The organism is Candidatus Nitrosopumilus sp., assembly GCF_965262695.1.
In the GTDB taxonomy this organism is placed as follows: domain Archaea; phylum Thermoproteota; class Nitrososphaeria; order Nitrososphaerales; family Nitrosopumilaceae; genus Nitrosopumilus.
Genome location: NZ_OZ253550.1, coordinates 943,940 through 964,672, shown reverse-complemented (window position 1 = coordinate 964,672; position 20,733 = coordinate 943,940). Strand labels below are relative to the sequence as shown.

General features: G+C 35.3%; 33 protein-coding genes and 1 tRNA gene. 16 read left to right on the top strand and 18 right to left on the bottom strand.

The window, feature by feature from the left end; all coding sequences use genetic code 11:
- Position 1: 1 nt before the first annotated feature.
- Positions 2 to 946 (bottom strand): thiamine-phosphate kinase, encoded by a 945-nt coding sequence (thiL, locus tag ACQY2P_RS05920; RefSeq protein WP_428325755.1) that lies wholly within the window; start codon positions 944 to 946, stop codon positions 2 to 4.
- Entirely contained in the window at positions 930 to 2,228 is a 1,299-nt protein-coding gene (locus ACQY2P_RS05915) for a phosphomannomutase (protein WP_428325754.1), read from the bottom strand. The genes thiL and ACQY2P_RS05915 overlap by 17 nt, the downstream gene beginning before the upstream one ends.
- A 53-nt stretch (positions 2,229 to 2,281) precedes the next feature.
- On the opposite strand from ACQY2P_RS05915, the gene ACQY2P_RS05910 reads away from it, so the two are divergent.
- A tRNA-Thr gene (locus ACQY2P_RS05910) sits at positions 2,282 to 2,355 on the top strand.
- A 38-nt stretch (positions 2,356 to 2,393) separates the two neighbouring features.
- On the opposite strand, the gene ACQY2P_RS05905 is transcribed toward ACQY2P_RS05910, so the two are convergent.
- Together ACQY2P_RS05905 and ACQY2P_RS05900 are read right to left on the bottom strand one after the other, a co-directional pair.
- Complete coding sequence (locus ACQY2P_RS05905; protein WP_428325753.1) at positions 2,394 to 2,525, bottom strand: hypothetical protein; 132 nt, start codon at positions 2,523 to 2,525, stop codon at positions 2,394 to 2,396.
- A gap of 30 nt (positions 2,526 to 2,555) precedes the next feature.
- A complete protein-coding gene (locus ACQY2P_RS05900) occupies positions 2,556 to 2,744 on the bottom strand; it encodes a hypothetical protein (protein WP_428325752.1) in 189 nt (62 codons plus the stop codon).
- A 61-nt stretch (positions 2,745 to 2,805) separates the two neighbouring features.
- Between ACQY2P_RS05900 and ACQY2P_RS05895 the strand changes: the two genes are divergently transcribed.
- Positions 2,806 to 3,015, top strand: coding sequence for a hypothetical protein (locus ACQY2P_RS05895; RefSeq protein ID WP_428325434.1), 210 nt, complete (start codon positions 2,806 to 2,808; stop codon positions 3,013 to 3,015).
- Between the two features lie 3 nt (positions 3,016 to 3,018).
- Here ACQY2P_RS05895 and ACQY2P_RS05890 read toward each other — a convergent pair whose 3' ends face one another.
- Positions 3,019 to 3,279, bottom strand: coding sequence for a winged helix-turn-helix domain-containing protein (locus ACQY2P_RS05890; protein ID WP_014963822.1), 261 nt, complete (start codon positions 3,277 to 3,279; stop codon positions 3,019 to 3,021).
- Positions 3,280 to 3,383: 104 nt separating this feature from the next.
- Here ACQY2P_RS05890 and ACQY2P_RS05885 point away from each other — a divergent pair, with 104 nt between their 5' ends.
- A complete protein-coding gene (locus ACQY2P_RS05885; RefSeq protein ID WP_428325751.1) occupies positions 3,384 to 3,959 on the top strand; it encodes a hypothetical protein in 576 nt (191 codons plus the stop codon).
- Here ACQY2P_RS05885 and ACQY2P_RS05880 read toward each other — a convergent pair whose 3' ends face one another.
- Both ACQY2P_RS05880 and ACQY2P_RS05875 read right to left on the bottom strand, forming a co-directional pair.
- Positions 3,960 to 4,127: a hypothetical protein gene (locus tag ACQY2P_RS05880; protein WP_428325750.1), complete on the bottom strand. Its 168-nt coding sequence runs from the start codon at positions 4,125 to 4,127 to the stop codon at positions 3,960 to 3,962.
- A gap of 157 nt (positions 4,128 to 4,284) precedes the next feature.
- A complete protein-coding gene (locus ACQY2P_RS05875; protein ID WP_428325749.1) occupies positions 4,285 to 6,036 on the bottom strand; it encodes an AIPR family protein in 1,752 nt (583 codons plus the stop codon).
- Positions 6,037 to 6,111: 75 nt separating this feature from the next.
- Here ACQY2P_RS05875 and ACQY2P_RS05870 point away from each other — a divergent pair, with 75 nt between their 5' ends.
- The 3 genes from ACQY2P_RS05870 (at position 6,112) to ACQY2P_RS05860 (ending at position 8,268) form a co-directional block, all read left to right on the top strand.
- Complete coding sequence (locus ACQY2P_RS05870) at positions 6,112 to 6,561, top strand: cupredoxin domain-containing protein (protein WP_428325748.1); 450 nt, start codon at positions 6,112 to 6,114, stop codon at positions 6,559 to 6,561.
- A 450-nt stretch (positions 6,562 to 7,011) separates the two neighbouring features.
- Positions 7,012 to 8,016, top strand: coding sequence for a hypothetical protein (locus ACQY2P_RS05865; protein ID WP_428325747.1), 1,005 nt, complete (start codon positions 7,012 to 7,014; stop codon positions 8,014 to 8,016).
- A gap of 63 nt (positions 8,017 to 8,079) precedes the next feature.
- Positions 8,080 to 8,268 (top strand): hypothetical protein, encoded by a 189-nt coding sequence (locus ACQY2P_RS05860; RefSeq protein ID WP_428325746.1) that lies wholly within the window; start codon positions 8,080 to 8,082, stop codon positions 8,266 to 8,268.
- Between the two features lie 14 nt (positions 8,269 to 8,282).
- On the opposite strand, the gene ACQY2P_RS05855 is transcribed toward ACQY2P_RS05860, so the two are convergent.
- On the bottom strand, positions 8,283 to 8,504 hold the full coding sequence (locus ACQY2P_RS05855; RefSeq protein ID WP_048071117.1) for a histone family protein: 222 nt from the start codon (positions 8,502 to 8,504) through the stop codon (positions 8,283 to 8,285).
- Positions 8,505 to 8,600: 96 nt separating this feature from the next.
- Here ACQY2P_RS05855 and ACQY2P_RS05850 point away from each other — a divergent pair, with 96 nt between their 5' ends.
- The 3 genes from ACQY2P_RS05850 to cgi121 are packed head-to-tail and all read left to right on the top strand — an operon-like array spanning position 8,601 to position 10,634.
- Positions 8,601 to 9,356: a TatD family hydrolase gene (locus tag ACQY2P_RS05850; protein WP_428325745.1), complete on the top strand. Its 756-nt coding sequence runs from the start codon at positions 8,601 to 8,603 to the stop codon at positions 9,354 to 9,356.
- Positions 9,357 to 9,386: 30 nt separating this feature from the next.
- Positions 9,387 to 9,821, top strand: a complete 435-nt coding sequence (locus ACQY2P_RS05845; RefSeq protein ID WP_428325744.1) for a hypothetical protein — start codon at positions 9,387 to 9,389, stop codon at positions 9,819 to 9,821.
- 39 nt (positions 9,822 to 9,860) lie between these two features.
- Complete coding sequence (cgi121, locus tag ACQY2P_RS05840) at positions 9,861 to 10,634, top strand: KEOPS complex subunit Cgi121 (RefSeq protein ID WP_428325743.1); 774 nt, start codon at positions 9,861 to 9,863, stop codon at positions 10,632 to 10,634.
- On the opposite strand, the gene ACQY2P_RS05835 is transcribed toward cgi121, so the two are convergent.
- From ACQY2P_RS05835 to ACQY2P_RS05815, 5 genes are all read right to left on the bottom strand, one after another.
- On the bottom strand, positions 10,626 to 11,147 hold the full coding sequence (locus ACQY2P_RS05835; protein WP_428325742.1) for a THUMP domain-containing protein: 522 nt from the start codon (positions 11,145 to 11,147) through the stop codon (positions 10,626 to 10,628). The genes cgi121 and ACQY2P_RS05835 overlap by 9 nt on opposite strands.
- Positions 11,144 to 11,740, bottom strand: coding sequence for an L-threonylcarbamoyladenylate synthase (locus ACQY2P_RS05830; protein ID WP_428325741.1), 597 nt, complete (start codon positions 11,738 to 11,740; stop codon positions 11,144 to 11,146). The genes ACQY2P_RS05835 and ACQY2P_RS05830 overlap by 4 nt, the downstream gene beginning before the upstream one ends.
- A gap of 152 nt (positions 11,741 to 11,892) precedes the next feature.
- Complete coding sequence (locus tag ACQY2P_RS05825; protein ID WP_428325740.1) at positions 11,893 to 12,180, bottom strand: winged helix-turn-helix domain-containing protein; 288 nt, start codon at positions 12,178 to 12,180, stop codon at positions 11,893 to 11,895.
- A 110-nt stretch (positions 12,181 to 12,290) separates the two neighbouring features.
- Positions 12,291 to 12,932, bottom strand: coding sequence for a hypothetical protein (locus tag ACQY2P_RS05820; protein ID WP_428325739.1), 642 nt, complete (start codon positions 12,930 to 12,932; stop codon positions 12,291 to 12,293).
- Positions 12,933 to 12,992: 60 nt separating this feature from the next.
- On the bottom strand, positions 12,993 to 13,202 hold the full coding sequence (locus tag ACQY2P_RS05815; RefSeq protein WP_428325738.1) for a hypothetical protein: 210 nt from the start codon (positions 13,200 to 13,202) through the stop codon (positions 12,993 to 12,995).
- A gap of 77 nt (positions 13,203 to 13,279) precedes the next feature.
- On the opposite strand from ACQY2P_RS05815, the gene ACQY2P_RS05810 reads away from it, so the two are divergent.
- The gene (locus tag ACQY2P_RS05810; RefSeq protein WP_428325737.1) at positions 13,280 to 13,564 is read left to right on the top strand and encodes a Fe(2+)-trafficking protein; all 285 of its coding nucleotides are present in this window, start codon (positions 13,280 to 13,282) and stop codon (positions 13,562 to 13,564) included.
- Here ACQY2P_RS05810 and ACQY2P_RS05805 read toward each other — a convergent pair.
- On the bottom strand, positions 13,561 to 14,022 hold the full coding sequence (locus ACQY2P_RS05805) for a hypothetical protein (protein ID WP_428325736.1): 462 nt from the start codon (positions 14,020 to 14,022) through the stop codon (positions 13,561 to 13,563). The two genes, ACQY2P_RS05810 and ACQY2P_RS05805, sit on opposite strands and share 4 nt — an antisense overlap.
- 80 nt (positions 14,023 to 14,102) lie before the next feature.
- On the opposite strand from ACQY2P_RS05805, the gene ACQY2P_RS05800 reads away from it, so the two are divergent.
- From ACQY2P_RS05800 to pyrF, 3 genes are read left to right on the top strand one after another with little or no spacing between them, the layout of a single operon-like run.
- Complete coding sequence (locus ACQY2P_RS05800) at positions 14,103 to 15,104, top strand: adenylosuccinate synthetase (RefSeq protein WP_428325735.1); 1,002 nt, start codon at positions 14,103 to 14,105, stop codon at positions 15,102 to 15,104.
- 49 nt (positions 15,105 to 15,153) lie between these two features.
- Positions 15,154 to 15,840 (top strand): hypothetical protein, encoded by a 687-nt coding sequence (locus tag ACQY2P_RS05795; RefSeq protein ID WP_428325734.1) that lies wholly within the window; start codon positions 15,154 to 15,156, stop codon positions 15,838 to 15,840.
- A complete protein-coding gene (gene pyrF / locus ACQY2P_RS05790; RefSeq protein ID WP_428325733.1) occupies positions 15,821 to 16,561 on the top strand; it encodes an orotidine-5'-phosphate decarboxylase in 741 nt (246 codons plus the stop codon). Before ACQY2P_RS05795 ends, pyrF begins: the two co-directional genes overlap by 20 nt.
- Here the strand turns inward: pyrF and ACQY2P_RS05785 are convergent.
- The 4 genes from ACQY2P_RS05785 to ACQY2P_RS05770 form a co-directional block, all read right to left on the bottom strand.
- Positions 16,541 to 16,960 (bottom strand): bis(5'-nucleosyl)-tetraphosphatase, encoded by a 420-nt coding sequence (locus tag ACQY2P_RS05785; RefSeq protein WP_428325732.1) that lies wholly within the window; start codon positions 16,958 to 16,960, stop codon positions 16,541 to 16,543. The genes pyrF and ACQY2P_RS05785 overlap by 21 nt on opposite strands.
- Positions 16,957 to 17,730 (bottom strand): polyprenyl diphosphate synthase, encoded by a 774-nt coding sequence (gene uppS / locus ACQY2P_RS05780; RefSeq protein ID WP_428325731.1) that lies wholly within the window; start codon positions 17,728 to 17,730, stop codon positions 16,957 to 16,959. The genes ACQY2P_RS05785 and uppS overlap by 4 nt, the downstream gene beginning before the upstream one ends.
- A gap of 97 nt (positions 17,731 to 17,827) precedes the next feature.
- Positions 17,828 to 18,973 carry a DUF373 family protein gene (locus ACQY2P_RS05775; protein ID WP_428325730.1) on the bottom strand — a complete coding sequence of 382 codons (1,146 nt, stop codon included), beginning with the start codon at positions 18,971 to 18,973 and terminating at the stop codon, positions 17,828 to 17,830.
- A 70-nt stretch (positions 18,974 to 19,043) separates the two neighbouring features.
- Positions 19,044 to 19,544 carry a hypothetical protein gene (locus ACQY2P_RS05770; RefSeq protein ID WP_428325729.1) on the bottom strand — a complete coding sequence of 167 codons (501 nt, stop codon included), beginning with the start codon at positions 19,542 to 19,544 and terminating at the stop codon, positions 19,044 to 19,046.
- A 250-nt stretch (positions 19,545 to 19,794) separates the two neighbouring features.
- Here ACQY2P_RS05770 and ACQY2P_RS05765 point away from each other — a divergent pair, with 250 nt between their 5' ends.
- The 3 genes from ACQY2P_RS05765 to ACQY2P_RS05755 all read left to right on the top strand — a co-directional run bounded on the left by ACQY2P_RS05765 (position 19,795) and on the right by ACQY2P_RS05755 (position 20,728).
- On the top strand, positions 19,795 to 19,941 hold the full coding sequence (locus tag ACQY2P_RS05765) for a DUF5679 domain-containing protein (protein WP_238523217.1): 147 nt from the start codon (positions 19,795 to 19,797) through the stop codon (positions 19,939 to 19,941).
- Positions 19,942 to 20,009: 68 nt separating this feature from the next.
- Positions 20,010 to 20,432: a translation initiation factor IF-2 gene (locus tag ACQY2P_RS05760; protein WP_428325728.1), complete on the top strand. Its 423-nt coding sequence runs from the start codon at positions 20,010 to 20,012 to the stop codon at positions 20,430 to 20,432.
- Positions 20,432 to 20,728 (top strand): DUF424 domain-containing protein, encoded by a 297-nt coding sequence (locus ACQY2P_RS05755; protein WP_428325727.1) that lies wholly within the window; start codon positions 20,432 to 20,434, stop codon positions 20,726 to 20,728. Before ACQY2P_RS05760 ends, ACQY2P_RS05755 begins: the two co-directional genes overlap by 1 nt.
- The last annotated feature ends 5 nt before the right edge of the window (positions 20,729 to 20,733 follow it).

Sequence of the window (20,733 nt, the reverse complement as noted above, 5' to 3'; positions counted from 1 at the left end):
TTTACCCAAAGTGTTTCCAACCAGAGTCTTTTAGAATGATTTCTCTGTTGTCTCTCTGCAATACTACACCTTTCCCTGCAGTGACATGACCAATCTCAATAATTGGTATTTTGAGTTGTTTTGCATTTTTTAGAATGGTTTGTTTGTGTTTTGGATTAACGGTAAACACAAACTCGTACTCTTCTCCTCCATGAAAAACCAAATTATCTAGATTGAGTTTTTGTAATTTTGCATGCTTTTCCAAATCTTTTTTGTGTGGAGAGTTGGTAATGACAAATTTCTTCTTTGACTGTTTTGCCATCTCATGCAGTGTAGTAGATAGGCCATCACTGGAATCCATTGATGATGAAAAATATTTTTTGTTTTTCAACCCAAAATCTACTCTTGGCTTTGGATGAATAACTGACTGGACAGATTTTTTGACAAAATCACTACTCCCTCTTTTCTTCTCTAGCAGAATGCCCAAACCTGCAGCAGTATAACCAAATGGCCCTGTTGCAAAAATCAAATCCTTGTTCTTGGAACCTCTTCTGGAAACTATTCCTTCAGCGCTCCCAAACAGGCATACATTAAACACAACTTCTCTTCCTGCGTTTGTATCGCCTCCTAGAATGGAAATCCCAAACTCCTTGCATGCCTTTCTAAATCCATTAGCAGCATCCTCAACTTTTGAGCGTGAAATCTTTGAGGGAAAGTTTACTGAAATTATGCCGTATTGAGGCTTGACTCCCTTTGCTACAAAGTCACTTACGCATGCTACTACACTTTTTCTTGCAGCATCTGATAGTTTCATTTTGGGAGGAATGTCTGTGCTCTCAACTAGAGTGTCTGTCTTTGCTATGATGCTTGGTTTGCTTGACTTGAAAATCTCCACGTCTTCAAAGTTCTTGTTTCCAAGTTTCTTTTGAAAAATTTTGATTATCGATGACTCATCTAACTTGCTCATAACTTTGATTCACCAACTCTATTGTGTCTTTGACAATCTTTTTGCATTTTTCTTCATCATTTGATTCAGCTGAAACTCTAATGATATCTTCTGTGTTTGATTTTCTTATCAACACCCAACTGTTCTCATCAATGATTCCCTTAACACCGTCTAGCGTATTGACTTCTGAATATTCTTTAGATAGTTTCGAATGCACATCATCAATTACTTTGTCATGGAACTGTGCATCAATTGCAGTCTTGTCTCTTATTTGGAAATAACTTTCCATAAAATTCAAAACTTCGTTAAACTTTGCAGTTCCAAGCATTGATGAAATCAAACCGCTAGTTAGAATTCCTTCTCTGCAATAATTGAATTCGGGTAAAATGAAACCTCCACTGCTTCCTTCTCCGCCAGCTTGTGCATTGTCTTTTATCATCTGTTCAATGACATTTGCTTCTCCAACTTTGGTTCGCTGAACAGTTCCACCGTTTTCTTTGATGAACTTTTCAACTGAAACACTTGTGTCGATACTTAACACAAAACTCTTGTATCCTAATTCCAATGACTTTGCAACTCCCAATCCTAATGTTACATCAGGTGTCTGTTTCTTTCCGTTTCTAACTACTACCAGTCTATCCCCATCCAAGTCAAACGCAAATCCAATCTCTTTTTGAGATGATGCAGAAACTAGATCGTCCAAATTGTCTGCAGTAGGATCTGGCCCTCTTGTGCAGCCTTGCAAATTCTCATTAATCACCTGAACCTTGCACCCGATGGATTCCAACAGTTCAGGCGCAAATCCTTTTGCAGCCCCGCCTCCAATGTCGACTGCAATTTCAGGCTGATTCTCCAAATCTCCTATTATTTTTCTTGCATCTTCAATGTATGATGATGAAATGTCTTGTTCTGTTCCAATCTTTGATGATTTGATCTCTTGATTCTCAATTATTTGTGGAAGTTCTTTTTCGTTTATTCCTCTTCCCTCAATGATGAATTTCATTCCATTCCACTCTATTGGATTATGCGATGATGATACAACAATTCCTGCACCATACTTTCTTGCTTCTCTAAAAACTACTGGAGTTGGAACAGTCTCTAAATTAAAAACATCAATCCCGTTTTTCATTAGTGCTGCACTGGCAGTATCTTTTATCATATGGCCTGTTGGTCTCGTGTCTTTTCCAATTACACATTTCCCAGATTGTACCAGTGATGAAAAATTATTGCAAAATTCTAGTACGTCTTTTAGATTGAGATCTTCTCCAAATATTCCTCTAATTCCTGAAATTGTTTTTTTCAATCAATCCAACTCAGAAAGGCTTTTTATTAACTCTGATGGCTTTATCCAAACGTGCCTTGGTAGCTCAGCCTGGTAGAGCGAACGCCTCGTAAGCGTTAGGTCGCGGGTTCGTACCCCGTCCGAGGCTTGTAACTTTTTCAAAAAATTTTCTAAATTATTAAGAATTTATTCATCAAGGGTTTCGATGTCTATTTCTAGTTCTTTTCCTAAACCTTCCCACCATTGTTTAGTTTGTTCTGTCATGTTCCCCTCATAACTTCCGTAAAACCATCCTTTATAGATCTGTCGGTTGATCAAATGTTGATCAATTACTAGTGTTTTCTAAAATTATTCTTCAGACTCTTCGTCTTTCTTTCTCTTGAATTTTCTGTACATGATAATGGTTAATGCAGCTCCTGCACATCCCCAGAACAATGGTGATAATCCAGGTTCGATTGTGGGCTGAAAAGCTCCAACAAAACTTGCAAACATAATTGCTATCAAAACTAATCCTCCCAATTCTAGCATTTTTGCCATGTTATCTCTGAGTTTTGGGTATTTTCAAAAAGATATATGGTTTTGTAAATTAAATCCCATCATGGACAAGTATCTTACTGTAGTTTTGATGTTCATGATTGTTACAATAGCAATTGCCTTTTTTGATCCAACTACAGGAGACATGAGATTCATTCCCCATCTGTTCTATGGTGGAATAGCAGGAATTATCATTATCTTCGTTTACAGTTCCTACAAGGAAAAGAAAGCAAGACAAGAAGCAAATGCTAAACGAAAAAGATCTAAAAAATAGGTCTTATAGTTCTAAACCAAATGATTCAGCAATACTTGAAAAGTTTGCATAAGATTCCAAATATTGTCTTCCTTTTGGTGTAATTACAAAAGTGTTCTTTCCGTCAAATTCTATCTTGTTGATTAGGCCTGCACCAGTCAAGTTTTCTAAGAATTTGGATAGTCTAGAATGTGATAGATTGGCCTTTGTTAGAAGTGATGTTGTCTTGATACCTTCCTGTCCTGATTGCTCAGTAACAGTCAACAAATCGGCTACAATTTGCATACTAGTTCTATAGGAAACCATACGTATCTACTCTAAAACTCAGATATAAGGGTATTACCACTAATTCAGATCAGATAAATAATCTCTAGCCTGATTTGCCAACAATGTCTGCAATTCCATGGTTTGATGACTTTGAAGGTGTTGCTTACCGGTATTATGATCTTCGCATGAATGTTGTGCCACTAGTTTCTGACAGAAAAGAGTCTGCCTCTATTTGGCATGATACCATTCGTTACTGGGTGGACCCATCAATTAAGATCAGATTCGTAGAGATTGGTGATCAGTACTGGTTCATCATGGGCGCTGATTCCCAAAAGCCTGATACGAACATGTCTTTTTACAAAGTCTTGCACAAGTCTGAAAATTACGAGCGATTCAAGAAAGGACATGGCGGAGAAGCATATTTGAGATTGGGAACTTATGCACACAAGGAACTTGGTGATGTGAAAAAGGATGCGTTGTGCAATTGTGGTCATGAGGCACGAGATCATGATGAAAATGACAATGATGAATGTCTGTATAACAAATGTGATTGCAAAAAGTTCTCAACGTTTCAAGTAAACTTGCTAAAAAGAAAGAAGACAATTACTGACATTCAATTCCTTGAAGAAAAAGATGTAAAAGATGATCCACTTGTTTGGAATTGTTTTAATGCAAATGATTTTTCAGTATCAGAATAACTAGTCCAAGTGTTTGTTTACTCTAACGTGATCTCCAGGATAATATTCATGAAGCTGTTTTGAATAACAGTCGCCGCAAAGTGTGCCTTCAACTTTCCACTCTTTCATTGGTTTGAAAGGCTGTTCAACTTGTTTACTGCATATTGCACATTTTTCTTTTAGTCCCAAAGTGTTTTCTGCTCTTTTTAGACGATATAAAAAACATTCCCGGTGTTACATGATAATTATGTTAAATACCACTTGTTTTTTATCAAATTCAGGTAGTAGTCTGACCAATGTAAACCTCCTGCAAGATTTTTACTTGGTTGGACTCTGCCTACTAGAATTACAATAAATTGCTAGTTAGTTTTTTTAGCGCCAAGATTTCGTCTTCTTCTTGTCTGATTTTTTTATCAATTACTCGAAGCATCGTATCATTCCAAACATGTTGAGAGAAAAAATTATGCTTTGTGTTTGCCATCTCGATTTCATCATCTACTACCGTATCTTCTAGGAATTTTGTCACAATCACATCTGCAAGCTTCAAAATACGAGAATTGAGTTTGAAACTGCGGAAAATTGGCTCTATTTTCCTAATGTCTCCCTTGTAATCACCTTTTGATTCCAAAATTTTCCTGTGTAAAATTCTAAAGTATACTGCAACATAGAACAATGTCGCGTATCTCTTTGTCTTGTGTCCTCCCTTCTTTCCATACTTTAACGATTTTTTTGCAAATTCTTTTACCAAATATGGATACAACAAGATTCTGTAATCATCTTTTAGATTATCATTGAAGATGTCATCGTACTTGCTGCCTCTTGGAAGAAACTGAGCTGGTGAACTGTATGCTTCAGTTGGTCTCTGTTCAATTCCTGCAACTAGAGATTGGATTGCATCTTTTGCAACAATAACTTTTTTGTGATTGTCAGGAAGATAGTTGTTGTATGTGGTATCTCCTAGATACTCGCATTGTTTTGATTTTGATTTTGTATCAAAAGAACCTGCTTGAATTTCATAAAAATAGCCACAGTTTTTTAATTGTGATTTGACTGACTTGTGAAAGTCCATCAAAGAAACTAAATCCTTTCCTCTGACAGAGTTTTGTGAATTTCTATACTTTGTAATGTTGTTTTGTTCTTGTTCATCGTCTGCCTTGATTATTGTAACTGTCATGGAGCCATCCATGTTCTTTGTTCTCTTTGAATGATCTAAAATTGAATTTGATGTTTGTGCGCCGTTTACAATTTGTGGTGCATGAAGCTCAATCATGTTCTCCCCTAGTTCTGAAAAATCACTTACTACAATAGTAATTCCGTTATTGTAAAAGAAGAATTTGTTAGGGTTACTCTGTAATGTATCTCTTAATCCTTTATTCACTGTGGTCTTGAATTGCATCCACTGCCTGATGTTAGACTCAAAAACATAATCTCTATTCTTGCTTACAAACTCTGTTAATTCACGTAGTTTTAGAATTCCCAGGATAGTATTTTCGTGTCTGAGCATCTTTTCTAGTCGTATTGATGATTTTTTTCCTGCAGCTGGCTTTTTTATCCTGTCCCATAATTTTTGAATAATTTTTTCCTCATCAATCACTTCTACTAGTTCATCATGATAGTCTACTTTTTGATCCGTAACATAGCAGCACTTTACTTTGAGATTCTTTTCTTTTATCTTTGTAACAAGTTGAGCAAGCTCTGGTCTCATCTTTGTAACATCTTTTGTAAGCAGTCTCTTTGCATCTTCTTTGAATTTCGCAATTGCTTCAAGTGAATGAGATGTACCATACTTTGATTGAAATAATCTAACTGTGTTATCTGAAAAATCTACTGGCAAGTATGCATCAATGCCCAGATCGTTTGCACCATCTACAATTGCATCTGCAGCATCGTCTTCTGTAGCCTCAAAAACCCTTGTCAATATCCATTGAAGAAAGTTATTTCCCTTCTCAACGTCGCTTTTAGAGTTCTCAGCGTATTCATGTATGCTTTCTCTGATGTTTTCTTCAAATCCTTCCAGTGGTGGACTGGAATTTTTTTGAACTAGAAGCGTGTGTGAGCCAGGTATGTATTCTAATAACCCGTTTCCGTTTTGAGCCAATCTACTTTTCTAGTATGTTATATATTTAGAGAATTTGGTAATTATGTAATAACTCAGCTTTAGATGTGAAAAGATTTGATAAAAAAAATAGTTGCCTCAAGCATAATTGGAATAGTAATCGTTGTTTCATTGGCTGTTGCTTTCTCAACTTCTGATATGGAACCAGAGCCTGCTCCTGAATCAAATCTAACATATTCCATGCAAGGAGTTTTGCAACCTGATGTCATGACTGGTGGTGATGTCATCATGCCAACCAAAGTTTCCCGACCTGGTTGTGAGGAAACAGACAGATGCTATATTCCATCTGTAATTACAATTAGTTCTGGAGAATCTGTAACATGGGTAAATGAGGATTCAGCATTTCACAGTGTAACGTCTGGATTTTATGATGAGCCACAAACTCTTTTTGATAGCGGACACATGGATCCTTTTGATTCCTACACACTAACTTTTGATGAAGCAGGAACTTTTGATTATTTTTGCACCCTTCATCCTTGGATGGAAGGACAAGTTATTGTAGAGTAAAGGTACCCGAGGGAGTCGAACCCCCTTGTATAGGCTTTGCAGGCCCACGCATAACCGTTCTGCCAGAGTACCGTTTTGAAAAACACAAAATGAACAATTAAACTCTTGTGATGATGTCAAACTGTTTTCATTTGCCTCAATATTGGTCCAATCCCTAAGGATTGAGGTTAATGATTAGAAGTACTTATGAACTTAGTAATTTCAGCCAAAAGTATTGCAAGTATATTTTCGTAAAGAAATTCAGGCTTTTGAATATGTCTCTTTTTCTGAATTAAAATTTAACAGCCAATCTGATTTTTGTTGTGAAAAATTATCAAAATATGTTTCATCAGTAAAATCTTGGAACGGAAAAATTGGAAAGTATTCTATAGTTGAAAAAGAGAATTATGTTCCAATTGATTTTTGCCCTTTCTGTGGGGAAAAAATAGAATATATCTCTGTGACCTGAAAATGAAAACTAGACTTTTAGTAATTACTGGACTTGTTTTACTATTACATCCTGCATTTGCATCTTCTCAAGTGTTTGGACAAATACAAACAATTGAAATCAGATTTGATGAAATAATTGATTTTGATGGTATCCCAATCCATTTTTCTGATATTGATACATCTCGTTGTCCTGTTGATGGAGAATGTAAACGTGAACAGGTAACTGTCATAATCAAAATAGATCGTGGTACATCTAGTAGTACTAGTTACATGATTCTTGAAAAATCTACATCATACGTAAAACCATATGAAATCAGAGTGATGGATATACAACCATGGCCACCACACATAGAAAAATCTGAATATGTCGCAACTTTGGAAATAGCTCCCACTCCTACACCTGAAGATGAACTTGCGTGTGGTAAGGGAAACTATCTGATAGATGGTGTGTGTCATCCTGGAAAACAAACTGGACTTACAAACGAACAACAACTAATCTCTAACCTATTCTACATTTTGTTGGCAGGCATTGGAGCTGGAATTAACATCGGTTTGATTATGCTAGTTACTTCAAATAAACGAAAAACAAAGAATGACAATCAAAATGAATCTTCTATATCAAGCGGGAATTTTATCAAAGAAAAACATCTTAGAATTTCTGCTATATCTGTTGTAATTGCCTTTCCCATACTCATAATGTTGTATGGTATGGTGACTTGTACTGATACTAGATGTGATCCCGCAACTCTATTTGGTACTGTAAAAATTTACTTTCTTGGGCTTTCTGGATATTTTCTTTCTATTGGACTACTTGCAATCCCTCTTAGTATTGTAGCACTAGCTTCAGGCTATCTTACAATCGGAACTGCTCTGATTCATGTTATACCTTGGATAATTTTGACACTGGTTAATCGTTATTCTGAAAAAATGTCTATCTTGAGAATCTTGTATTGGTGGATAATTATGACTTCTATAGCATTTTTGGCGTTTATGATTAAACCTTTTCCGATTGCAGGACCACTATAATCTGTAAAATTGACTCAAATATTTTTGAGAATTCTTTAAATGCTAAAACCTTCTAAGATATACATGGATTCAAGAATTGCACTATTTTCAATACTTGCACTTGCTGCAGTATTTGCAATGGCACTTCCAATGGATTCTGTTTATGCACAAACAACTGATATCATTCCAGATGATGAAGGCAAAGAAGGCGAAGGAAAATCTTGTCCATCTAAGAACAAGACTTCATCAGTTAACACCGGTTTGAATATCTAAATCTAAACTATTGATTAGAATTTGTTAAATGGTTTTGAAGCCAATTTTACATCTTCCCCTTTCACAGTTTTTCTACCTGCATGAGAAGCCATATCTACTGCACTTTTGGCAATACCGTTTGCCACTTCTTCAATAACTCTTCTTAATTCGTCTGCAGATTCATCACTGACTCTTTCGGCACCTGCTTTCTTTAGAATTCTATACATTGCAGATAGACCCAATTCTGATGATTTCATGAATCTTGTTTTAGTTTTTTCCGAAAAAAGATAATGAGTGAAAAAATATCACTAAGGAATCGATTTATACAGACTATTTCAAGAATTGGTAAAGAAATGACTTGGTACTTTGATTCTCATATCCATCTCTCTGATCCTCAATATTCTCCTGACATGGATTTTACTTTACAAGAAATGGATTTTTTAAAAATCAAAGCATGTTGTGTATCAATGGATGCAAAAAATTCCTTAGAAACTTTGGAACTTGCAAAAAAAAGTGAACTTGTTTTACCATTTATTGGAATTCATCCTGAATGTGCAAATGATGATCTAGAAAAAGTTGTTACCATGATAGAAGAGAATCATGACACACTAGCAGGAATTGGAGAGATAGGATTAGATCCTACGTATACAAATAACGACGAAGATACAAAAAGACAGACCCTTGTCTTTGAGACTTTGCTGTCTTGTGCAGAAAAATACAACAAACCAGTATCAATTCATTCAAGAAAGAGCTTGAATGAAGTTTTTGAAGTCATGACCTCGTATAATACCAAACATGCTTTACTTCACTGGTTTGATGGAAGTAAAAAAAACCTTCAAAAGGCAATGGATATGGGCTTTTTTGTTTCGTTTGGACCTGTGATGATTTATGCTAATGACAAGCAGACACTGTTATCAAAAAGTGATGAATCAAAAATTCTAGTAGAAACTGATGGTCCTGTTAGATTTTCTAGATGTTTTGAAATGAAACCTGCTGATATTGGCTTTATTCCTAGTGTAATTTTTAGTGCCTCAAAAGTTCTGGGAAAATCATTTGATGACACTGCATTATTGCTAGAAAAAAACTCAAACGCGTATCTTGGAATATAGGTATAAAATACCCTAATCTTTAGACGAGGCGTGGATAGAATAAAACGTCTTTCATACGAAGTCTTAGATAGTCACAAGTCTAAATTCGGTGAAGATTTTGCTGATAACAAAAAAGTTTTAGACCAAGTTTCAATTGTCCGCTCAAAGGGACTAAAAAACGAAGTTGCAGGTTACATTACAAAATTTATCAAAAAAGAGATTCGTGAAGCAAAAGCAAAACAAGCACAAATTGAATCTTCAAAAGCACTAGAACAAGAAGAAGCTCAATTCAACACTGAAACTACAGAAGCACCTGCTGCAGAAGCAACTCCTGAAACTACAGAGGCCCCAGCAGCAGAAACACCTGAAACTACAGAAGCACCTGCTGCAGAAGCAACTCCTGAAACTACAGAGACCCCAGCAGCAGAAACCACAGAAGCACCTGCTGCAGAAACACCTGAAACCCCAGAAGAAAAATCTGAATAATACATTAAGTATTAATTTCAAACTTTAACAAAATATTCTATGATTACTGTAAAACTTGTTGGCGGTGCCAAGAAATCTTTTTCAACAGACAAACTAGAGGTTGAAAAATCAGACATCTCCATTCAAGAATTACTTGATGAATTATTACAACTACAACCTGATAACTCTCTAAAGTTAGACACTGAAAATATTCTAGTTGCAGTAAATGGAGTTGACTCTTCTGCAATGGACGGAAAGTCAACTGTAATCAAAGACAATGATGTTGTAAGTATAATTCCTGTAATTCATGGCGGTGCTGCAAAAAAACTACTTTACAAAATCTCTTCAAAACAGATACAAATTGTACAAATCAAAGGCCAAAAATCAATTGATGTAAAGTTTCTTGATGAACTCAGAGAGAAATATCCCAAAATCATACTTCAAGCAGTATCAAGTGAGTTTATCTTAAATGGTTCACATCTCAAAAAGATCTTATCTCTTTCCCTAGAATCTCAAAAAAATGATATTCTGCTCTCAAACAAACTTGAAACTGATATCTTGATGCGCTTTGCATTGACAAAACAAATCTCTGCTGCAATAAGACTAGCTGGAATGAAACCAAAAACTGATTTTCTACTAGTTACAATTGGAAACAAAACTAGTTTAGATTCATTATACAAAGAACTCTCATCACTATGTGTTCCATTGTTTTCAAAAAATAATGAATCATTTTTGAAAAAGTCTTTTAAAATTTCTAAAAAACAAATTGATTCTGTTTATTCCAAAACTCCACTAGAAGATATCCTAGTGGAACAGGCAGCAGTTTTACTCTGAGATACTACGCTTGGTCTTCTCTGTACTCAAAATATCCGACTTTTTTAGCACAGAAATCCCCGCCTTGTTTCCCAGAATCTCAATTAAGACAACTTTATCTGGAAATTCAAGTGAAACCTGATTTTTTATCTTGCTTGCAATTTGTTTAATGATTTCCTGGCTGGACATGTCTGAGTTTCTTTTCTCAATTGAAATTCTATACTTTTCATCTTTTGAAATGTTGTTTGATAATTCTTCTACAACTTTTTCTATTTCTTCAATTTTTGTCTCAACAATTCTCTGAATTGGAATTATTCTCAGACAATATCTTACACTCCATGGCTCATCAAGAAGCGTCTCTTTTATTTTTCTGACAACTTCTACTGGATCTAACTTTGTCTCAGCAGTCAGAATCCCTGACATGCTAGTGATTGTAACTTTGGGTTCAGAGTCCCCAAATTCATCCAAAAACCCCCTTAGTTCCTCTTCTGTTTCAGGTTCAAGGTGTCTTGCACATGTTATTATCAGATTCATGTATCCAAAATCTCCTCTTTGCTCAAAGAACCTTCTCTGATGATTTTGATCTCTTCATTTTGTATTTCAATAATGGTGGATTCACCTTTGCTTGTAATTGTTCCCCCATCCACAAAAACATCATAGTTTTCTACATTCTTGATGCATTCTTGGGGATCAAAAAATGATGATTGTCCTGAAACATTTGCACTAGTCCCAACCAGACACTTGCATTTTTCCAGTAACTGTAATGTGCATTTGTGATTTGGAATTCTTAGTGCAATTTTGTCTGCAAGATTAAGTGATTCTTTTAGTTTCATGTCCTTTAGTTTCAAAATAATTGTTAACTGACCTGGCCAAAATTTCTCTACAAGTTTTTTTGAAATCCCATCAAACTCTGCAATCTGCTCAGCTATATCTTTAGAGTACACTAAAACTGGAAATGGTTTTGAAAAGTCCCTTGATTTAATCTCGTAAATTTTTTTTGCAGATTCTTTGTTGTAAGGATTGCATCCAATGCCGTATACAGTATCTGTTGGAAAAACAACTATTCCTCCATTTTCTATAATTTGAGATGCTTTCTCAATTCCTTGCTCATCACAGCTTACTTTCAATGATTTGTCCTAGTTTTTTTGTTTAATTACCATTTTCTTTTGAAAAGTTTTTAACATTACATTTTTTCTAGATACCGTATGTCTAATGCAGATTATGAGGACACTGATTTTGAAGATGACTTTGATGATGATTTAGATGAATTGGATGAAGACTAGATGTTTAATCCAAAATTGTCTGCAAAACTTGTAAACTTGTAATATGCTTGAAGGAACTCTCTTCCTGTTTGGCTAATTCTGTATTTGTTAGAACCTTGACTATCAACTTGTTCCAAAAGACCTTGAGAGACTAGTGTCTTTAGAATTCTTGAAATTCTAGAATGAGAAACATTTGCTTTTCTAATCAGATAAGTTACTGTTGCCCCGTCTTCGTCTTGAAGATCATCTCTGGTAGTAGATAGAATATCTCCGATGATTTTCATATGAGTTCTATACTCTGCCATATCTTACAATTTCTTTTGATAATTTCTATGATAGGACGTTGATATTTTCCAATATACCAAAAAGATAAAAGAATTTGACAAATTTTGCATTTTGAGCCTAGACTGAAAAATTACTCCAGTCCTTCATCAAATTTTATCTTGGTTAGAGGAACCTTGCTTACTGGAATGAATAATGCAATCAGACCGCCAATTTTGATTACCATTGATACTGAATATAGAATTGATTCAGGGAACACAAATGAATACCATCCCAAGAATTCTCCTAGTGCCAGCAACGCCAATCCTATTGAAACTGAGATTGCACCTTTGTTCTTGTTGTCAATGTATGACAGCATTGTTTCAATCGCACCATAAGCAAGCAAGATGAATGATACTGATCTAAAGAGATGCTCTAACTGTACTGATGAAACTAGAAACAATGGTAGTATTCCAACTGATCTAAAGTAACTTGATTTTGGAAAAAATGATTTGATGCTGTGTGAAAACGCAATGAAAAAGTAACCAACTGTCTGGATTGCAATTCCCAAAGTCTGTACCCATCTTTCAATATGTCCTGCTTTGATTGCAAAGTCTTCTGCCATGTATCCTGCCCAAATTACAAAGAATCCTAAACTAATTGAGAAAAATGCAATTGTTAATCTAAATAATGTTGGACTTCCTGTGTTTCTAAATCCAATTAGTGACATTATTCCAATTCCAAGTCCTACCAAAAATCCTATGAGATTAAGTATATTTTCTAATAAAAATTCCAATGATGTTTAGGAACTTGTTAAACTAATTATTTTAATCTGATGAATGATTTTACTATCTTGTTAATCCCATTCATCTAGTGAACCTGCAGTTTGTCCTTCTGTACTGCCTGCATAGTCACCAAGTATGTCTGAATACATTGCTTGATTGTGTGCTACAAATTTGATATACTCTCCATAACTCATATCCAAATCACAAGAACCACATTTTACAAAAGAAAAGTCTGGTGCCAATTCTGCATTCTCTTTGCATTTAGGGCACTTTATCTTCATGAATGATTTGGTCTTTGTTAACTATTATTGCTTTACATTCAATAAAAGATAAAAGGAGTTTCAAATTGCTGTTTTCTATGACTCGTACTTGTACAAAATGCAAGAATGCTATTCCTGATACTGAACAACTAGGTCCAGTTGCAGAAAAATATCCTACATGCAACAAGTGTTGGGCTGAATGGAAAGAATATCAAATCATGGTCATGAATGAAATGAAACTTGACATGTCAATGGCTGATCACAGGAAATTACTAAAAAAACACGAGAAAATCTTTGTAGGTGTAATGTCTCCTGAAGGAGAGGTTATTGATTACACAAATGAGGATAACAGAAAGCCTGACGAACCACAACCAGGCGCTTAAAACTTCAAGTGCTTTTTTGCATTTTCTGGAATAACTAACATTATTCTTCTCTTTTTACCATCATCAAGATTGCTGATTATTTTTTTAACAGACTTTGCCAGTATGTCCCTTTCATTTTCTTCTAGAGTAAGATAGATTTCTAAAATCCCATCTAGATTGAAAGTGATTAGTTTTTGAGGATTTTGTGATACTTCGGTGATGTATGCTGAAAACAATCCATCTCTTTGCTCTTCAGAAAGTGTAGTCAAAATCTTAAGCCATGTTTTGAACAGTTTTGCAAAATTAGGAAATGGGATTGTTGGACCTGCTTCTAATGCATTGTTGATCACCTCGTCTTGATCTGGTTTTGCTAGTGAGAAAAACTCCATCATACGTTTCTTCAAAATTGGATTTCTCAAAAAGTCTGGAAGATTTGCTAAATTAACAATGATGTTTCCTGCAAAATTCTCTCCGACCATCGATCTAGAAAATCCAATCTTGGTTATAAAATGATGTTACAGCACTTTAGCTTAAATAAACCAAGTTCAAGTTCAACATCATGACATCTACTGTTGTAGTTGGTGGATTTTTTGGAGATGAAGGAAAAGGAAAGATCATCTCATATTTGGCAATTAAGGATAATCCAAAAATTATAGTTCGTGGTGGTGCAGGACCAAATGCAGGTCACACCATTAAGGATGGCGACAAAGTTTACAAAGTTCGAATGCTTCCAAGTGGCTTTCTAAATAAAGATGCCAAAGTAATGATTGGTCCAGGAGTTGTAATCAATCCTGAAGTACTGCAAAAGGAGATTGATGACTTTGGTGTTTCAGGACGTTCATTTATTGACAAACACTGCGGAGTTATTGAAGAGACACATCTTACCCGAGACTCTAAAGGTGAATTAAAAGAGAAGATTGGTAGCACTGGTTCAGGAACAGGTCCTGCAAATGCAGATAGAGCAATGAGAGTTTTGAACTTGGCAAAAGACTTTGATTCATTATCTTCACTAATCACAGATGTTCCTGCAGAGATTAATTCTGCCCTAGACAAAAATGAAAATGTTCTAGTTGAGGGAACTCAAGGCACGTTTCTCTCATTGTGGCATGGTACCTATCCATTTGTAACCTCAAAAGATGTTACAGCCTCAGGAATTTGTGCTGACATTGGACTAGGTCCAACCAAAGTAGATGAAGTAATTGTTGTTTTCAAGTCTTATGTTACTCGTGTAGGCACAGGTCCGCTTGACAAAGAACTATCCCTTGAAGAAGCAGAAAAGAAAGGTTGGTCTGAGTTTGGAACCGTTACTGGTCGTCAACGTCGTGCAGCTGATTTTGATTTTGATTTAGCTAGGCGTGCAATCATGCTTAATGGTGCAACACAAATCTCAATTACAAAGTTAGATGTGTTGTTTACAGATTGTGCAGGAAAAACTTTGTATGATGAATTGTCTGAAGATGCAAAAGCATTCATAAAAAATATTGAAGATGAATTAAACACGCCTGTTACAATTATTGGAACCGGTCCAACTGTCAATGATGTCATTGACAGAAGAAGCTAGGCTCCAATTTTTTGGATAAGTTTAATTTGTTAATCGATCGTTAACTTTCGTGGAACAACCATCTCCTTCTCCTGTTGACAAACAACCTCGTTACATTCAAGTTCATTCCACTTTAGAATTCACTAGGCTCGTTTGTGCACTTGAGCGTGCACCCCGTGTGTCTTTCTTGCATGATCATGACGGTAGAAAAATTTTGTCAGTCCAAATGGATGTTCTAAAAGAAAAACCAATCGTATACTTTACACCCCTAGACCATAACGGTCACTATCTTCGTTATGGACTAAAGGGCGGAAAAGAAGAATCTGATATTGTAGATACTACTTCTGATTCTAGTAAACTGTATTCCCCAATTGTTAGAATAAAATCTCTACCAAAAACATTGAAACCTGGAAACGGAACTCTAGACAGATATCAACCAATTGAACTAGAAGACATGTCCAGTCTTGCAAAACTTACATGGGGTTTTGAAGATATACCATTTCCATTATTCCTATTTCCACACAATGACAAGTGGCTTTTAGGTGTCTTCATGAACTTTCATGAAGAAGGAACATCATACTTTTGCCATGTCTTGCTAGACCAAGATCCACAAAAACCATTCCTAAAGTTCTCAACTAGCAATGTCATTGAACCAGTCTTCGTAGATAACCCCGCAGAGCATGGTTATTCATACATCAAAATAATAAAATTAAAAGAGACTCATCCATTAGTTGACTATGCTCACCTTCAAAACTAGACTTTCTCAGATCGCAAAAACAAATGGCAAAGTAATTCTTGCCAATGACTATGATCCATCTGTAAAAAATTTAGAAGTCAAAACTATCTCTAATATCAAAAAACTACATCCACATCTTTGTGCAATCAAATTGAATTTTCATCTGTTACTTCCACTTAGTGAAAAACAAGTTCTAAAAATAAACAAGACAGCTCACAGATATGGTTTGCAAACAATTGCAGATATCAAACTAAATGATATTGGAAACACAAATCGTGTAACTACTGAAAACTTGTGGAAGATGGGATTTGATGCAGTTATTGCAAATCCAATAATGGGATTAGACAGTCTCAAAAATCTCGTAAAATCTGCTCACAAAAATGGAAAAGGTGTCATCACTTTATGCCATATGAGCGCCCCCGAGGCTAGATTGTCTTATGATATGGAGGTAAAACTAAGAAAAAAACAACAACTCTATCAATTGTTTTTGGATTGGGCTCTACAAGCTAAAGTTGATGGAATTGTAGTTGGTGCCACTTTTCCAAAAATTATACAGTACTGCTCTAAAAAAACTGGACGAAAACTCAGTATCTTTTCTCCAGGAGTTGGAACTCAAGGCGGTGATGCAAGTGAGGTTATTTCTTCTGGAACAAACTATCTAATTGTTGGAAGAACTATTCTTAATGCAAAAAAACCAACTGATGTTGCAAAAAACTTGCAGCTAGACAGTCTTGGTAAGTAACATCTGAGCTTTTGTTAAAACGGTCTTTGCATTATCAAAAGTAGTTTTCTCCATTGCAGTGTTGTAATCCATCCATGTATAATCAAGATGTTCATGTGAAATGTTCACTTCTTTGGTTGTGGTTTCAGCTAAAAAGAAAACTACCTTTTTGTGAACTAGTTCCTTTTGATATTGAAAATTATATTCAATCCATTCTTCAAAACCATCTAAAAAATTTACATCTGTTATTCCAGTTTCCTCTTTTGTTTCTCTAATTGCAGTCTCATGTGTAGATTCACCTTTTTCCATTTTACCTTTGACAAAATCCCAGTGTCCTGATGGATAATGTAAAAGTAAAAACAGATTCTTAGAATCCTCTTTTCTAAACAATACTATGCCTGCTGATGTCTCTTCTATCATTTTCCTAATCTTCTTTTTCTTTCTTGAAATGTTCTAATGGCTCGCATCAAATCTATTTTCCTAAACTCTGGCCAAAATATATCCATAAAAACTAATTCACTATATGCACTTTGCCACATCAAAAATCCACTGAGTCTTTTCTCTCCTGATGTGCGCAAAATCATGTCTGGTGATGATTGTGGCAAATGTGATGTGTAAAGATTTGACTCTATCTCTTTTTTTGTAATTTTATCAACGTCTAGTTGACCGTCTTTAATTTTCTCACCTATCTTTTTTACAGCATCAACTAGTTCATACTGTCCCCCGTATGCCAGTGCAATGTTTAGAAAATGATTATCATAATCTTTAGTAGCATCATCTAATTTTTTTAGAATGTCTTTAATAGAATCAGGTAACAACTCAATTCTTCCTATTCCCTTTACTCTCATCTTACATCTATGGATTCGCGGATCGTTGTACAGTTTCTCTAGTCTCATGCGAATCAACTCATAGAGATGATCTAGTTCTTTATCATTTCTATCCAAGTTTTCTGCAGACAACGCATACAATGTTACAATTTTGATGTTAAACTCTTCACACCAATCAAGGAGGTTTTCTACTGCATCAGCTCCCTTCCAGTGCCCTGTCTTTGGAATTGTCAGATGTCTTTTTGCCCATCTTCTATTTCCATCTAAAATTAATGCAACGTGATTTGGAATGTCTCCACTCTGAATTTCATTTTCTAGTCTTTTTCCATAAATCTTGTAGAGTCCTGATAACTGAAAAATCACATCTTTGATCTTGCTAATACCAGTTCACCTTTTGATGACTAGTACACGATTAAAGATATCAGTGTTTTTAAAAAACTCAGGCTAGAAAGACTCTAAATTAATCAGAGACCATCTCTTGGTCTTTGTGTTTTCTATATTTCTTGAATAGAATCGTGGCTGAAACTAGAGTAGCTGCCAGTCCTCCAAGAAGTGGTGGAATTAGAGTAAATGAACTCACATCAGAAATCATAATGTTGGTAAACTGGTAAATTGTTGGATACAAAGCAATCAAAACGATTATTCTTAGAATGTCACTGATTTGTCTTGGCACTCCTCCAATCCAGTTACTAAGTAAAGTTCCTGCAAATATTGCACCAAGTCCTGTCCACAATATTGGTAATACTCCTGCAACAAATTGACCAATAATTACTTGATCAGTTAGCTTAGCAACAAATGTAGTGTCTGCTTCTGCTAATTCTGGATCAATTGATGCAACTCCAGCTGGAACTGATGATAATATCAACAACACTCCTGCAACCATTGTGAACATTCTGATAAAGCCCATCGGCGTCGGCTTTGACCAACTTGACCAAACTCTATCAATATCAAATGCTCTAATCAAAAATGCACCACCTAAAATACTAACAAGCACTGCAAAAATTTCTGCAGTAATTCCAAACACTGATGCAATTCCACCAATTAACAAAAGTATTCCGGGAACTCCTAAGAAAAATTTAGAATATCTTGAATCATATGCAATCATTTTTAGATATTTTCCAAACACTGCATAGGAATACTCTACACTTCTACTTACTTTCATTACAACACGTTGAACTGAAACTACTGGTAAAACATTTTGAATAACTGGAATAACACTTTCATCATCTTCACCATCTGAAACAATAACTGCACCATTTGCTGAGAATCTCTCTAATACTTTTCTTGTTTCTACAAGAATTTTTTCATCAGCTTGCACTCCTCTGTCTTTGACACCTGCAACGGTAACGACTTCAACTTGATACCCTTTGCTTACCAAGTCTTCGTATGTCTTGATTGCTGAAAATATTGAGTTAGAATCTGCATCTTCAGGATCTTCTAATGCTAGTCTCTGTGCTGCTTCAATACATGCATCTCTTCCCACTACTGGCGTAACTATACCTGCCTTTTCCCCTACATCGTTATCTCTATCTACACAAATAACAAGTAATTTGTTGGCAGTAGATGCATTAACATCTTTTTGAACCTTGTCTGAGCGCTGAGACATTCATCTTGTATCGTAGAATTGCTTTTTAACGATTTCCAACAATTATCATTATTAAAATTCGGTTTTGAGGCTAACCTGGTCTAGAGTCATCAGAAATTTTGACTAGTTCCATAGATTCTGCTTTTAATGATTCAATTTTCTCCATTACCTCTGAGATCTCATCTTCAGAACTTTCATTTTCAATTAGATTTGCCAAAACCTTGGTCTCTCCAATGTATGAACTGAATTTCTTCATTGCATCCATGTAGCTAATGTAACTACTTTGCCATTCCTCAGATGGTTTTGATGTGACAAATTCACTGATTTGAGCAGTTGTTTGTGTTGATGTAACATCAGCTGATGCGATGTATTCTTCTGGTGTGATCTCTCCATTTACAAGTTTTTGATATTCAATCTCAGTTGATTTTTGTAAAATTTCATGAATCTCTTTTGTACCGTCTAGATAGTTTTCATAATCTGTAACGATGAATGTAGCTTCGTTCTGTTGAGGTATTGTCCACACAAGAAAACTGGCTCCAGTAATTGCAGCTAAAATGATTATAGTTATTGCAATTCCTTTTTTTGATGCCATTTTTCTTCTCTAAAGTCTGGTAGTTTATAATTGATAATCTTTGAAGAAATTTTCAATTATTAAACAAATATGAGAAAAATTAGTTTTTGGCATAATCTTGACCATTATTTTCTAAAATTTGCTAACATTCGTTAAAATTTTTGAATATCGGCTTTTTTTGAGGCATAAAAAAATTTACCTACATCTAGCCTGTAGTGAAATATTTTTCACAGGCTCTTCCTAAATACCAGCGTGCTTGACAATTTTTAGAATGGTTACAGCATATTGCGTAAAATGCCGCGAAAAAAGGGACATCAAAGATCCCAAAGAAACTAAACTAAAGAATGGACGTCCTGCCGTAAAAGGTACATGTCCTGAATGTGGAACAAACGTTTTCCGTATAGGAAAAATGGAATAATTTAGAAACAATCCACACGACTCTTCTTTTTCAAAACCCATATAGGGTCTAGTCTACACTATTTCTTAGTGACCAAAACAGAATACGAAAGTCTACTCAAAAGGATACAAGACAAACTAGGTGATACTGAAAAGGAATCTACTGCTAGGTTTGAACTTCCTGTTGTGGATGTGATGTGGGAAGGCCAAAAAACTTTCTTGCGTAATTTCTCTGAATTTCCAAAGGTGCTCAGACGTGATCCTGACAAAGTATTACAATATCTCTCAAAGGAATTTGCAGTTCCTGCTGAACGAATCGGTGACAAGGCTATGTTTATTGGAAGACGTGATCCTGATGACTTTACCAGACTGTTTCAAATTTATGTTAAAGATTATCTTGAATGCCCTACTTGCAAAAGCCCAGATACAAAAATACTAAAAGAAAATCGTATATCCTTTTTGATTTGTGAAGCCTGTGGTGCAAAGTCAACTCTAAAAGGTAAATATGCATAATGCCATTTGCAGTACGTCAAACTGATTATCAAAAAAATCAAATGTTAAACATCTGTGATGCAGAACTATTGGGCAAAACAATTGTTGAAGGTGAGCTAAACATGCACATCAGTGAAAATTACTATGGAGAAAGATTTGTAGACAAGGAAGAAGCTGAAATTTTACTAAAAAATTCTGCAATCATTAACATGGTTGGCGATGAAACCATTTCTTTATCTCTTGGATTGGGTGTTGGTTCTGAAAATGGTGTTAAAAAAATTTCTGGAGTTCCTTTTCTTATTGTTTTTAAAATGTGACATGT

What these genes read in the sequence shown, in the direction of transcription:
- ACQY2P_RS05775 (WP_428325730.1), bottom strand. Translation starts at nt 18,973, where the DNA reads ATGTCTCAGCGCTCAGACAAGGTTCAAAAAGATGTTAATGCATCTACT.
- ACQY2P_RS05765 (WP_238523217.1), top strand. Translation starts at nt 19,795, where the DNA reads ATGGTTACAGCATATTGCGTAAAATGCCGCGAAAAAAGGGACATCAAA.
- ACQY2P_RS05895 (WP_428325434.1), top strand. Translation starts at nt 2,806, where the DNA reads ATGGACAAGTATCTTACTGTAGTTTTGATGTTCATGATTGTTACAATA.
- ACQY2P_RS05770 (WP_428325729.1), bottom strand. Translation starts at nt 19,544, where the DNA reads ATGGCATCAAAAAAAGGAATTGCAATAACTATAATCATTTTAGCTGCA.
- ACQY2P_RS05825 (WP_428325740.1), bottom strand. Translation starts at nt 12,180, where the DNA reads ATGGCAGAGTATAGAACTCATATGAAAATCATCGGAGATATTCTATCT.
- pyrF (WP_428325733.1), top strand. Translation starts at nt 15,821, where the DNA reads ATGCTCACCTTCAAAACTAGACTTTCTCAGATCGCAAAAACAAATGGC.
- ACQY2P_RS05805 (WP_428325736.1), bottom strand. Translation starts at nt 14,022, where the DNA reads ATGGTCGGAGAGAATTTTGCAGGAAACATCATTGTTAATTTAGCAAAT.
- ACQY2P_RS05810 (WP_428325737.1), top strand. Translation starts at nt 13,280, where the DNA reads ATGACTCGTACTTGTACAAAATGCAAGAATGCTATTCCTGATACTGAA.
- ACQY2P_RS05815 (WP_428325738.1), bottom strand. Translation starts at nt 13,202, where the DNA reads ATGAAGATAAAGTGCCCTAAATGCAAAGAGAATGCAGAATTGGCACCA.
- ACQY2P_RS05835 (WP_428325742.1), bottom strand. Translation starts at nt 11,147, where the DNA reads ATGAATCTGATAATAACATGTGCAAGACACCTTGAACCTGAAACAGAA.
- thiL (WP_428325755.1), bottom strand. Translation starts at nt 946, where the DNA reads ATGAGCAAGTTAGATGAGTCATCGATAATCAAAATTTTTCAAAAGAAA.
- ACQY2P_RS05850 (WP_428325745.1), top strand. Translation starts at nt 8,601, where the DNA reads ATGACTTGGTACTTTGATTCTCATATCCATCTCTCTGATCCTCAATAT.
- ACQY2P_RS05865 (WP_428325747.1), top strand. Translation starts at nt 7,012, where the DNA reads ATGAAAACTAGACTTTTAGTAATTACTGGACTTGTTTTACTATTACAT.
- ACQY2P_RS05785 (WP_428325732.1), bottom strand. Translation starts at nt 16,960, where the DNA reads ATGATAGAAGAGACATCAGCAGGCATAGTATTGTTTAGAAAAGAGGAT.
- cgi121 (WP_428325743.1), top strand. Translation starts at nt 9,861, where the DNA reads ATGATTACTGTAAAACTTGTTGGCGGTGCCAAGAAATCTTTTTCAACA.
- ACQY2P_RS05890 (WP_014963822.1), bottom strand. Translation starts at nt 3,279, where the DNA reads ATGCAAATTGTAGCCGATTTGTTGACTGTTACTGAGCAATCAGGACAG.
- ACQY2P_RS05885 (WP_428325751.1), top strand. Translation starts at nt 3,384, where the DNA reads ATGTCTGCAATTCCATGGTTTGATGACTTTGAAGGTGTTGCTTACCGG.
- ACQY2P_RS05800 (WP_428325735.1), top strand. Translation starts at nt 14,103, where the DNA reads ATGACATCTACTGTTGTAGTTGGTGGATTTTTTGGAGATGAAGGAAAA.
- ACQY2P_RS05900 (WP_428325752.1), bottom strand. Translation starts at nt 2,744, where the DNA reads ATGGCAAAAATGCTAGAATTGGGAGGATTAGTTTTGATAGCAATTATG.
- ACQY2P_RS05755 (WP_428325727.1), top strand. Translation starts at nt 20,432, where the DNA reads ATGCCATTTGCAGTACGTCAAACTGATTATCAAAAAAATCAAATGTTA.
- ACQY2P_RS05855 (WP_048071117.1), bottom strand. Translation starts at nt 8,504, where the DNA reads ATGAAATCATCAGAATTGGGTCTATCTGCAATGTATAGAATTCTAAAG.
- ACQY2P_RS05860 (WP_428325746.1), top strand. Translation starts at nt 8,080, where the DNA reads ATGGATTCAAGAATTGCACTATTTTCAATACTTGCACTTGCTGCAGTA.